9 protein-coding genes are annotated in these 12192 nt (G+C 63.1%); 4 read left to right on the top strand and 5 right to left on the bottom strand.

Annotated elements, in window-relative coordinates; genetic code table 11:
• Positions 1-94: 94 nt before the first annotated feature.
• Complete coding sequence (locus tag DJ563_RS00100; RefSeq protein WP_274099999.1) at positions 95-1573, bottom strand: PLP-dependent aminotransferase family protein; 1479 nt, start codon at positions 1571-1573, stop codon at positions 95-97.
• A 101-nt stretch (positions 1574-1674) separates the two neighbouring features.
• On the opposite strand from DJ563_RS00100, the gene DJ563_RS00105 reads away from it, so the two are divergent.
• Positions 1675-2148 (top strand): GNAT family N-acetyltransferase, encoded by a 474-nt coding sequence (locus DJ563_RS00105; RefSeq protein ID WP_434518626.1) that lies wholly within the window; start codon positions 1675-1677, stop codon positions 2146-2148.
• 128 nt (positions 2149-2276) lie between these two features.
• Here the strand turns inward: DJ563_RS00105 and DJ563_RS00110 are convergent, their stop codons facing one another.
• Positions 2277-3527: a ribonucleotide-diphosphate reductase subunit beta gene (locus DJ563_RS00110; RefSeq protein ID WP_033699886.1), complete on the bottom strand. Its 1251-nt coding sequence runs from the start codon at positions 3525-3527 to the stop codon at positions 2277-2279.
• Positions 3528-4055: 528 nt separating this feature from the next.
• Positions 4056-6935 carry a ribonucleoside-diphosphate reductase subunit alpha gene (locus DJ563_RS00115; protein WP_033699885.1) on the bottom strand — a complete coding sequence of 960 codons (2880 nt, stop codon included), beginning with the start codon at positions 6933-6935 and terminating at the stop codon, positions 4056-4058.
• A 624-nt stretch (positions 6936-7559) separates the two neighbouring features.
• Here DJ563_RS00115 and DJ563_RS00120 point away from each other — a divergent pair.
• Positions 7560-8258, top strand: a complete 699-nt coding sequence (locus DJ563_RS00120) for a response regulator transcription factor (RefSeq protein WP_274100001.1) — start codon at positions 7560-7562, stop codon at positions 8256-8258.
• On the top strand, positions 8255-9862 hold the full coding sequence (locus tag DJ563_RS00125; RefSeq protein ID WP_186658285.1) for an ATP-binding protein: 1608 nt from the start codon (positions 8255-8257) through the stop codon (positions 9860-9862). The genes DJ563_RS00120 and DJ563_RS00125 overlap by 4 nt, the downstream gene beginning before the upstream one ends.
• Positions 9863-9865: 3 nt before the next feature.
• Here DJ563_RS00125 and DJ563_RS00130 read toward each other — a convergent pair whose 3' ends face one another.
• Both DJ563_RS00130 and DJ563_RS00135 read right to left on the bottom strand, forming a co-directional pair.
• Positions 9866-10567 (bottom strand): 4'-phosphopantetheinyl transferase family protein, encoded by a 702-nt coding sequence (locus DJ563_RS00130; RefSeq protein WP_434518627.1) that lies wholly within the window; start codon positions 10565-10567, stop codon positions 9866-9868.
• Positions 10568-10641: 74 nt separating this feature from the next.
• Complete coding sequence (locus DJ563_RS00135) at positions 10642-11433, bottom strand: dienelactone hydrolase family protein (protein WP_434518628.1); 792 nt, start codon at positions 11431-11433, stop codon at positions 10642-10644.
• A 131-nt stretch (positions 11434-11564) separates the two neighbouring features.
• Between DJ563_RS00135 and DJ563_RS00140 the strand changes: the two genes are divergently transcribed.
• Positions 11565-12170, top strand: a complete 606-nt coding sequence (locus DJ563_RS00140) for an outer membrane protein (protein ID WP_033699880.1) — start codon at positions 11565-11567, stop codon at positions 12168-12170.
• The last annotated feature ends 22 nt before the right edge of the window (positions 12171-12192 follow it).

The following is a 12192-nucleotide window of genomic DNA, read 5'->3' on the forward strand; positions in this document are numbered from 1 at the left end:
ATGACTTGGGGTTTGGTGCGGGTTCTCGACGGGGATCGCGATAGGCATACACCGTGAGCCCAAAACGGCATCCGAAGGCGGCAGCAGCCAGCCCCTATTTCACCCGCGCAAACACCTTCGCCAGCGCCTCTACCGCTACCCGCATCTCGGCTGGCGTCTGCGCCGCGAACCCCATCAACAGGCCGGTATCATTGCGCGGCATCGCATACAAACTGCCGAGCCCCAGCAGATCAATCCCTACCGCGCGCGCCGCCTCGACCACCGCCTCTTCAGGCAAACCCTGCACGAAATGGCAGGGCATCTGCAGCCCGCCGGCCGGGATGCACGGCGCCAGAAACGCCCCCAGATGCTTGTGCACGAGCTCAGCCAGCACGTCCCGTCTCTCGGCATACAGCGCCCGCATGGCCCGCACATGAGCCGTGTAATGCCCGCCCTCCATGAACCTTGCCAAGGTCAGTTGCGCAATGGACGCGTTATGCCCGTCCTGCAGCGTGCGTGCGCTGGTCATCGGCGCGACGAGCGAGGGTGGCAACAGCAGGTAGCCGATACGCAGGCCGGCAAACAGCGACTTGGTGAAGGTACCGATGTAGAGCGTGCGGTCATGCGCGTCCAGGCCCTGCACGCAGGCAGTCGGCCGGCCTTCGTAGTGGAACTCGCTGTCGTAGTCGTCTTCGATGATCCAGGCACGCTGCTGCCGGGCCCATTCGATCGCCTGCAGGCGCCTGTCCAGCGACAAGGTCGCGCCGGTGGGGTATTGGTGGGAGGGCGTAAGAAAAACCGCCCTGGCATTGACGGCCAGCCGCGCCATGTCCTCCACACGCATGCCGTTTTCATCCACCGGCACGGGCACGCCTGCGAGGCCTGCGGCGGCGATGGCTTTGCGGGTGCCTTGGTAGAGCGGGTCTTCGACCAGCACCTGATCGCCGGCATCCATGAGCACTTGGGCGCACAGGCCAAGTGCCTGCTGCGAGCTGGTGAGGATCAGCACCCGATCGGCAGTCGCCTGCGCCCCCCGTTCGAGGTTGAGGTAGTCAGCGATCGCGCTGCGCAGCGCAGGCATGCCCTGTGGCGCACTGTGCTCCAGCGCCTGGGTGCCATATTCCTTGTAAACCTGGCGCTCCAGCTTCTCCCAGGTTGCCAGGGGAAACTGCCGGGTCTCGGCAACCCCCGGTGCGAACGGGCGCGGCCCCTGGAAGTTGTTCACGCCCCCGCTCTGCAGCACGGCCATCGCCCTGCGGCTCAGTTTAGCTGGCTCATCGCAGAGCACCTCGCGTTGGCGCTTGCGCCGCGGCAGGTGCCGCGCGCGTTGCGACACGAAGCTTCCGCTGCCCACCCGACGCTCGATGAAGCCCTCTGCATGCAACTGGCTGTATGCCGCCTCGACGGTATCCCGCGAGACGCCCAGGGAAAGCGCCAGCGGGCGTGAAGCCGGCAGCGACTTGCCGACCGGCAATGCGCCTTCAAGGATCAATTGGCGAATCGCCCTTTGAATCCGCACGTGCAGCGACAACGCCCCATGGGCGGGGTCACTCATCCAGGCTTTGACCGATTGCAACTGTGCATGTTTGAACATTGGTCTGCTTCACGTGCGAAAAGTGGCGGGGCTATTCCGGCCATTCTATCGCTATAAATGCACCTGTTTTCCGAGCATTCCCACATTGAGAGGGGTTCACCATGACAGTTGCACAAACATTGGTTTCGGTTCGCGAGTTGAAGCAGAGCGATTTGCAGCAATGGAGCGCGTATTGGGAGCAGTATCAGGCGTTCTACAAAGTAGAGCTGAGCAAGGCCACGACCGAACTGACCTGGGCCCGTTTCTTCGACCCGGCCGAGCCCGTGCACTGCGCCGTGGCTACGGACGGTGAGCGGGTGCTCGGCTTCGTCCATTATGTGTTCCATCGCTCGACCTGGGGGCGTAACGACTTCTGCTACCTGGAAGACCTGTTCGTTTGCCCGCGCACACGGGGCAAGAAGGTGGGCAAGCAGTTGATCGAGTTTGTGCAGGGCCAGGCGCAGGAAAAGGGTTGTGACCGGCTCTACTGGCATACCCAGGAAACCAACCAGACCGCACAGCGGCTGTACGACTGGATCGCTGAAAAGCCGGGGGTGATCGAATACCGGATGGCGCTGCCTGCCCAAGACAACTGAGGCCAGCAAGAGACGAGATGCGCTCGCAGTGTGAATTGCCCCTGGTTTTATAGACACCTTCAAGCCTCATAATGAGGCCCAAAAAAAGGCTGCCAATTGGCAGCCTTCTTGTTTCTCAGCCCGGACAATCAATCCCAGCTCAAAGCCCCGCCAGTCTGATACTCGATCACACGCGTCTCAAAGAAGTTCTTCTCTTTCTTCAAGTCCATGATCTCGCTCATCCATGGGAACGGGTTGGTGGTGCCTGGGTACTCTTCCTTCAGGCCAATCTGGGTCAGGCGGCGGTTGGCGATGAACTTGAGGTAGTCCTCCATCATCGCGGCGTTCATGCCCAGTACGCCACGCGGCATGGTATCGCGGGCGTATTCGATCTCCAGCTGGGTCCCTTGCAGGATCATCTGGGTCGCTTCTTCCTTCATCGAGGCATCCCACAGGTGCGGGTTCTCGATCTTGATCTGGTTGATCACGTCGATACCGAAGTTCAGGTGCATCGACTCGTCACGCAGGATGTACTGGAACTGCTCGGCAACGCCGGTCATCTTGTTGCGGCGGCCCATCGACAGGATCTGGGTGAAGCCGCAGTAGAAGAAGATGCCTTCCAGTACGCAGTAGTAGGCGATCAGGTTGCGCAGCAGCTCTTTGTCGGTTTCCGGGGTGCCGGTGTTGAATTCCGGGTCGGAGATGGCGCGGGTGTACTTCAGGCCCCAGGCGGCTTTTTTCGCGACCGACGGGATCTCGTGGTACATGTTGAAGATCTCGCCTTCATCCATGCCCAGCGACTCGATGCAGTACTGGTAGGCGTGGGTGTGGATCGCCTCTTCGAAGGCCTGGCGCAGGATGTACTGGCGGCACTCCGGGTTGGTGATCAGGCGGTACACGGCCAGGGCCAGGTTGTTGGCAACCAGGGAGTCGGCGGTGGAGAAGAAGCCCAGGTTGCGCATGACGATGCGGCGCTCGTCTTCGGTCAGGCCGTCCTGGCTCTTCCACAGGGCGATGTCGGCGGTCATGTTGACCTCTTGCGGCATCCAGTGGTTGGCGCAGCCGTCGAGGTACTTCTGCCAGGCCCAGTCGTACTTGAACGGTACCAGCTGGTTGAGGTCGGCGCGGCAGTTGATCATGCGCTTTTCGTCGACCGCAACGCGGGCAGCGGAGCCTTCCAGCTCGGCCAGGCCTTCGGCAACGTCGAGGGCGTCGAGGGCGGCCTTGGCGCGTTTTACGGCTTCGGAGTCAGAAGCGGTAGCAGCACGGGCTTCCAGGGCGGCGGCACCGCCGGCGCTGTCGAGCTTGTCGAGGGTGGCGGCGGCGTTGGCCTGCGCAGGGGTGTTGCCTTTGGCGGCTACTTCGCCGTCTTCGTTGTCGAATTCGTCCCAGCTCAGCATGGTTTGGCTCCTGCTTGAGGGCTGCCCTGAGGCAACCGGTTGGATTTTAAGAATGTGATGCCTGACGCACGGCCGTTACGGCGAATGGACAGCTCGAGAGGCTGACTCTCGTTACATCTGACGTGTGCCTGGCCAGGCCTCGGGGAGGGGCCAGGGACTTGAATAGGTGCCCTTTTCAGAGGGGGCGCAGTATACCGGAATTCGTCTTCGATCGGGACGCGTGTCTGGCGGTCGGGGGTAACTTTTTCGACCGGTTTTAGGTGCGTCCGTTCACGAGGCTTGAATCGGTATTTACGGGGTGGGAGTGTAGCGGCAAAAAGCGTATAGCACTACATATGGGGTGTTTTAATTTTGGTGGCACATTATGTTGTGTTTGGCGCGATTCTTGTAAGAGCGGCCTTGCGTCGCGAAAGGGCTGCGTAGCGGCCCCATCGATACCGCGGCGACGCTAAAATCCTGGGGCCACTGCGCAGATACAAAAATGCCGCAAAGGGGCACCCGTGGGCACCCCTTTTGCGGCATCAGGCCTTACTGGCAGGCTTCGCAGTCAGGCTCGTCGATCGCGCAAGCTTTCGGCACTGGTGCCGGGCCGGCAGCCTGGACCGGGGCGCTGTCGCCACCGCTGGAAACGGCGTTGAGCTTGCCGGTGTTGATGGTCGACTTCTCGGTGCTGGTCGCGGCCAGGGCACGGAGGTAGTAGGTGGTTTTCAGGCCACGGTACCAGGCCATGCGGTAGGTCACGTCCAGCTTCTTGCCCGACGCGCCGGCGATGTACAGGTTCAGCGACTGAGCCTGGTCGATCCACTTCTGGCGACGCGAGGCGGCATCGACGATCCACTTGGTCTCGACTTCGAACGCAGTGGCGTACAGGTCTTTGAGCTCTTGTGGAATACGCTCGATCTGCTGCACCGAACCGTCGTAGTACTTCAGGTCGTTGATCATGACCGAGTCCCACAGGCCGCGGGCCTTCAGGTCGCGGACCAGGTACGGGTTGATCACGGTGAATTCGCCCGACAGGTTCGATTTCACGTACAGGTTCTGGTAGGTCGGCTCGATGGACTGCGATACGCCGGTGATGTTGGCGATGGTCGCGGTCGGCGCGATGGCCATGATGTTCGAGTTACGAATACCTTTTTGTACGCGAGCACGCACCGGTGCCCAGTCCAGGGTCTCGTTCAGGTCGACATCGATGTACTTCTGGCCACGGGCTTCGATCAGGATCTGTTGCGAATCCAGCGGCAGGATGCCCTTGGACCACAGCGAACCCTGGAAGGTCTCGTAGGCGCCACGCTCGTCGGCCAGGTCGCAGGAAGCCTGGATCGCATAGTAGCTGACCGCTTCCATCGACTTGTCGGCGAACTCGACGGCAGCGTCGGAACCGTAGGCGATGTGCTGCAGGTACAGTGCGTCCTGGAAGCCCATGATGCCCAGGCCGACCGGGCGGTGCTTGAGGTTCGAGTTACGCGCTTGCGGCACCGAGTAGTAGTTGATGTCGATCACGTTGTCGAGCATGCGCACGGCGGTGTTCACGGTGCGTTGCAGCTTGGCGGTGTCCAGCTTGCCATCGACAATGTGGTTCGGCAGGTTGATCGAGCCCAGGTTGCAGACCGCGATCTCGTCCTTGTTGGTGTTCAGGGTGATCTCGGTGCACAGGTTCGAGCTGTGGACCACGCCCACGTGCTGCTGCGGCGAACGCAGGTTGCACGGGTCCTTGAAGGTCAGCCATGGGTGGCCGGTCTCGAACAGCATCGACAGCATCTTGCGCCACAGGTCTTTGGCCTGGATGGTCTTGAACACCTTGATCTTGTTGTACTCGGTCAGGGCTTCGTAGTACTCGTAGCGCTCTTCGAAGGCCTTGCCGGTCAGGTCGTGCAGGTCTGGCACTTCCGACGGCGAGAACAGGGTCCACTTGCCGTCATCGAAGACGCGCTTCATGAACAGGTCAGGGATCCAGTTGGCGGTGTTCATGTCGTGGGTACGACGACGGTCATCACCGGTGTTCTTGCGCAGCTCGATGAATTCTTCGATGTCCAGGTGCCAGGTTTCCAGGTAGGCACAGACAGCGCCCTTGCGCTTGCCGCCCTGGTTGACCGCAACGGCGGTGTCGTTGACCACTTTCAGGAAGGGTACGACGCCCTGGGATTTACCGTTGGTGCCCTTGATGTAGGAGCCCAGTGCACGCACAGGGGTCCAGTCGTTGCCCAGGCCACCGGCGAATTTCGACAGCATGGCGTTGTCGTGGATCGCGTGGTAGATGCCCGACAGGTCGTCCGGCACGGTGGTCAGGTAGCAGCTGGACAGCTGCGGGCGCAGGGTACCGGCGTTGAACAGGGTCGGGGTCGAGGCCATGTAGTCGAAGGACGACAACAGGTTGTAGAACTCGATCGCACGGGCTTCTTTTTCTTTCTCTTCCAGCGCCAGGCCCATGGCCACGCGCATGAAGAACACCTGTGGCAGCTCGAAGCGCACGCCATCCTTGTGGATGAAGTAGCGGTCGTACAGGGTCTGCAGGCCCAGGTAGGTGAATTGCTGGTCGCGCTCGTGGTTGATCGCCTTGCCCAGTTTTTCCAGGTCGAAGTCGGCCAGGGCCGGGTTCAGCAGTTCGAACTCGATACCTTTGGCGATGTAGGCGGGCAGGGCCTTGGCGTACAGCTCGGCCATCTCGTGGTGGGTGGCGCTGTCGGCAACGCTGAGGAAGCCCAGGCCTTCGGCACGCAGGGTGTCCATCAGCAGGCGGGCGGTGACGAACGAGTAGTTCGGCTCACGCTCGACCAGGGTACGGGCGGTCATCACCAGGGCGGTGTTGACGTCCTTGATGGCCACGCCGTCGTACAGGTTCTTCAGGGTTTCGCGCTGGATCAGGTCGCCATCGACTTCGGCCAGGCCTTCGCAGGCTTCGCTGATGATGGTGTTCAGGCGCGCCATGTCGAGCGGCGCCATGCTGCCGTCGGCCAGGGTGATGCGGATGCTTGGGTGCGGCTCGACCACAGCGTCGGTGTTGGCGCGGGTGGCGCGCTCTTTCGCGCGCTGGTCGCGGTAGATCACGTAGTCGCGGGCGACTTTCTGCTCACCGGCACGCATCAGGGCCAGTTCGACCTGGTCCTGGATTTCTTCGATGTGGATGGTGCCACCCGATGGCATGCGACGCTTGAACGTGGCGGTGACTTGCTCGGTCAGGCGCGCGACGGTGTCGTGGATGCGCGACGAAGCGGCGGCGGTGCCGCCTTCAACTGCGAGGAACGCCTTGGTGATGGCCACGGTGATCTTGTCGTCGGTGTAGGGGACGACAGTGCCGTTACGCTTGATCACGCGCAGTTGGCCGGGCGCGGTGGCAGCCAGATCCTGGTTGGCATCGGCGGCCTGCGGCACCTGGGCCTGCGGGTTCTCGCGAGTTGTGTCGGTTTGCATGGGTGGGTGTCTCCACAGTTTCTATATTGTACAGGCGCCTTTTGAGCGCCCACCGTTCCGTCCACTTGCTCGATCACCTGGCGGGGGATGCGTCATGCGCGCGCATCCGCCCGCTCGGGCGTACCGACTTCGGGACAGACTCAGGAATAAGGGGCAATAGCTTGCCGCTCCCTGGCCGAAGTCAAAGGCTTTGGGCTGAGCCCAAAAGCTGTTGCAGTTCAGTACTCCGCTGGAGCGGTATGGCTGGTCAGATCACCTGAAGTTCAACCGTAAAATCGAATAATTTGCCGGGTTGACTTTTGTGTGTGATTTTGCACGAACCCCAACATCTAGTGGTTCGCTGCGATCGGGATACAAGATAATGCGGTATTGGGGTCTTTGCAAGGCGAGCGCCTGTGGATAAGTTGTGCGTACTTTGTGGGTATGGCCTGTAGGCCTTGTGCCAAGTGGTTTGCAGTATTTTTCTTTCGCTCGCTGCCCCAAGGCAGAATTTTGAGGGCGCGAACCCTACCACAAAAAACGGTTCAGTCCAGTGGCTTGTGCGGCACCGCTGGCCGGTTGGCAGTACCCGGGGCGGCACGTAGTATCGGCCACAGAACAACAACAATTGCAAAGGCACAGGCCATGGACCAACCCGCACCGCGCATCCTCATCGTTGAAGACGACCAGCGCCTGGCCGAACTCACGGCCGAATACCTCCAGGCCAACGGCTTCGATGTGGCCGTCGAGGGCGATGGTGGCCGCGCCGTGCGGCGAATCGTCGACAGCCAGCCCGACCTGGTGGTGCTCGACCTCATGCTGCCCGGTGAAGACGGCCTGAGCATCTGCCGCCGGGTACGCAGCCAGTACGCGGGCGCGATCCTCATGCTCACCGCCCGCAGCGACGAGCTCGACCAGGTGCAGGGCCTGGACCTGGGCGCCGACGACTATGTCTGCAAACCCGTGCGCCCGCGCTTGCTGCTGGCCCGTATCCAGGCCCTGCTGCGGCGCAGCGAGGCGCCGGAAACCAAGCGCCAGGCCCTGGCCTTTGGTGCGCTGCGCATCGACAACCGCCTGCGCGAAGCCCGGCTGGACGAGCAGCTGATCGACCTGACCGGCGCCGAATTCGACCTGCTCTGGTTGCTGGCCAGCAACGCCGGCCGGGTGCTGTCGCGCGAGCAACTGTTCACCGCCCTGCGCGGTGTCGGCTACGACGGCCAGGACCGCTCCATCGATGTGCGCATCTCCAAGATCCGCCCCAAGATCGGCGACGACCCGATCCACCCACGCCTGATCAAGACCCTGCGCAGCAAGGGCTACCTGTTCGTCGGCGAGGCGCCATGAACAACTCGATCTTTCTGCGCATCTATGGCGGCATGCTCGCCGTGCTGGTGCTGGTGGCGCTGCTCGGTGTGCTCAGCCTGCACCTGGTCAACGAAGTGCGCGCCGCCCAGCACCGCGAGGGCCTGGCCCAGGGCACCTTCAGCCTGATGGCTGACAACCTGGCCGGGCAGAACGAAACCGAACGCAAACGCTCGCTGCTGATGTGGGAGCGCCTGCTCGGGGTGCCGCTGGCGCTGCAGCCGATGTCGGCGCGTACCCTTGATGGCGGCCAGCGTGCCCGGCTGTACCGTGGCCTGGTGGTGGTCGAGAAGACCGGCCCGCACGCCGCCCAGGTGCTGCGCAAGGTCGGCCGCGAGGAGGTGCTGCTGGTGGCCCAGGTGAAGCAGGTCAGCGAGCAACTGGCGCGGGCCACCCTTTATCTGTTGGCCGACGAACTGGTGCGTTACCCGGTCACCGAGCAGCAGCAACGCCTGGCGCAGCTCAAGCAGAGCAAAGGCTTTGGTTTTGACATTGCCCTGCAGCGCCTGGAGCGGGTTGGCCTGGATGACGACCAGCGGCGCCGGGTCGAGGAGGGCGACACGGTCATGGCCCTGGGCAAGGATGGCGATTCGATCCGGGTATTCGCTGGGCTGTCGGGCTCGCCCTGGGTGCTGGAAATCGGCCCGTTGCATCAGTTGAACCCCTATCCGCCGCAACTGCTGATCTTGATCGCCTTCCTTGGGCTGTGCCTGATCGGGCTGGTGGTGTACCTGCTGGTGCGTCAGCTGGAGCGGCGTGTGTCGGGGCTGGAGGTCGCCGCCACGCGTATTGCCCAGGGCAGCCTCGACACGCGGGTACCGGCTGGCGATGCCGACTCGGTCGGGCGCCTGGCTGCGGCATTCAACGGCATGGCCGAGCACTTGCAGCGCTCGCTGACCATGCAGCGCGAGCTGGTGCGGGCAGTGTCCCACGAGCTGCGCACGCCGGTGGCGCGGCTGCGTTTTGGCCTGGAGATGATAGAGACCGCGAGCACTGAGCAGGCCCGTGCCAAACACTTGGCAGGCATGGATGGCGACATCCAGGACCTGGACAAGCTGGTCGATGAAATGCTGACCTACGCACGCCTTGAGCAAGGCGCACCGGCCCTGAAATTCCAGCGGGTTGACCTGGATGCGTTGCTGGACCGGGTAATCGAGGAGCTGGCGCCGCTGCGCGCTGAAATCAAGGTGGTGCGCGGCGCATGCCAAGGCGATGAAAGCGATGGCGCCTGGGTCGAAGCCGAGCCGCGCTACCTGCACCGGGCCCTGCAAAACCTGGTGAGCAATGCTATGCGCCATGCCGAGGCCGAGGTGCGCCTGAGCTACCAGCTGGGCCAGCAACGCTGCCGGGTCGACGTGGAAGACGACGGCCCGGGTATCCCGGAAGGGGTCTGGGACCGCATCTTCACACCCTTCACCCGGCTCGACGACAGCCGCACCCGTGCGTCGGGCGGGCATGGCCTGGGCCTGTCGATCGTTCGGCGGATCATCTACTGGCACGCAGGCCGGGCCACGGTAGGGCGCAGCGAAACCCTCGGCGGTGCCTGCTTCAGCCTGAGCTGGCCGCGGGCACAGGCGCCGCTGTAGGGCTCAGACGCTGATCAGGCTGAGCAGGTGGCCATCCTGAAGGCAGAACTGGCCTTGCAGCTCGGTGCCCTGCTGCCACTCGGCCGATAGATCGGTGAGCAGGCGCAGGCGGGCCAGGCCCTCGGCCGACCATTCCAGCACCTCGGCGTGCTCGAAATAGAAACGCTGGCGGGTCAGCGGGTAGAGGGTCTTGAACAGGCTTTCCTTGAGCGAGAAGGTCAGGGTCACTGCCAGGCCGAGCTGGCGGCGGTCCAGGCGCTCTATTTCGGCGGGCGTGAGGATTTCCGCCAGCAGGCGCTCGGCGCGTTCGTCATCCAGCAGCGCTTCCTGGTCCAGGCCCAGGCCGCGGCAACTGCCCTGGTCGGCGACCACGGCGGCGGCCCAGCCTTGGCCGTGGGTGATCGAGCCGTGAATGCCGGCGGGCCAGATGGGCGAGCGGTCTTCATGGCTGGCTGGCACGTAGTTGCGGCCGTCCAGGCGTTGCAGCGCGGCGCGGGCGCAGACACGGCCGGCCAGGTACTCGGCCTGGCGCTTGGCCACCGAGCGTTGCAGGCTGGCGCTGGGGACGATGCCGGCACGCTGGAAGTCGTCGGCAGCCAGGCGGGCGGGGTCGAAGGCGCAACTGACCAGCACCGCACCTGGCAGCGGGCGGGGCAGGGGCCAGTGGTGCTGAAGCGGGGCGCAGCAGATGGGGAGTGTGTTCATGGGGGGTATTGTGCCAGCCGTAGCGGCTGTGGGGGAGGTGGGCGCGTCGGGGGCGCTTGCGCCCCCAGCGATCATTACTGGAACGCCTTCTTGAAGAACGCCTGCATATCCTTCCACGAGCTGTCATCAGCCGCTTTGTTGTAACCAATGTCCGGCCCGCCATGCGCGCCATGGCTCAAGCGGTCGGCATCCGGATTGGTAAACCCATGCTTGGCATCAGGAATACTGACGAACTGGTAATTGACCTTGGCCGCGTCCATTTCCGCCTTGAACGCTGCCACCTGCTCCTCGGTCACCATGCTGTCTGCCGCGCCGTGCTCGACCAGTATGTCGGCCCTGACCACGCCGGGCTTGGCCGGCGTTTGTGTGGCCAATGCCCCATGGAAACTCACCACGCCGTCCAGCTTCTCACCCCGGCGCGCCGCATCGAGCACCACCTTGCCGCCAAAGCAGTAACCCACGGCGCCCAATTGGTGCTTGTTCACGTTCGGCTGCTTTTTCAGCAACTCAAGGCCTGCGTCGAAGCGCGCGGCCGCCGCTGCCGGGTCTTTCATTGCCTCGGCCATGAATGCCTGGGCATCCTGCGGATGCTCGGTGTGCTTGCCATCGCCGTACATGTCGATGGCCAGCGCTTTATAGCCCAGGGCCGCCAGGTCGCGGGCGCGGCGCTTGGCATAGTCGTTCAGGCCCCACCATTCATGCACCACGACGATGCCCGGGCGCTTGTCGTCCAGCGCATCGTCATAGGCGTAGTAGCCGACAAAGCGCTTGCCTTCGTCGTCCTGGTAGGGGATATCGCGGGTCACCACTTGCGCCTGGGCAAGGGCGGCGCTGCACATCAGGGTCAAGGCCAGCAGGGCACGCATGTTCACTACTCCTTGTTCATCGCAAACGGTTCGTTCAGCCGCGGTTCAGCCAGGGTTCAGTCACGGTTCAGGGTGCCCTCCTTACTCTAGCTTCCAGACCGAAACAGCGCATCCAACTGGAGTACGAAGCCATGAAATCCTTCAACACCCTGCTCGCTGCCATGGCCGTTTGCGCCGCTGGCATCACCACCGTCCAGGCCGCCGATGACAACTTCGCCAGCCTGACCTACGGCCAGACCAGCGACAAAGTCCGCAAGTCCGGCCTGCTGCAGCGCAACACCGATAACCTGAACGCCGACGGCATCATCGGCAAGGACGACACCTGGGGTGTGCGTCTGGGTAAAATCAATGACCAGGGTCGCTACTACATGACCTACGACAACGTCTCGGGCGACCACAGCGGCCTCAAGCTGCGCCAGGAAAACCTGCTGGGCAGCTATGACCTGTTCCTGCCGGTGGGCGACACCACCAAGCTGTTCGGCGGTGGCAGCCTGGGCATGACCAAGCTGACCCAGGATTCGCCAGGTGCCAGCCGTGATACCGACTACGGCTACGCGGTCGGCCTGCAGGCCGGTGTGATCCAGGAGATTACCGACAAGGCGTCGGTGGAACTGGGCTACCGTTACCTGCGCACCAATGCCGCGACCGAAGTCGGCCAAAGCGGTGGGCCCAAGGACGGCACCCTGCGCCTGACCAGCAGTGCACAGACGTATCTGTCGGCCAACTACAAGTTCTGAGGTAGTTGTTATCCTGTACTGC

Source organism: Pseudomonas sp. NFX1, assembly GCF_051123555.1.
In the GTDB taxonomy this organism is placed as follows: Bacteria; Pseudomonadota; Gammaproteobacteria; order Pseudomonadales; family Pseudomonadaceae; genus Aquipseudomonas; species Aquipseudomonas capeferrum.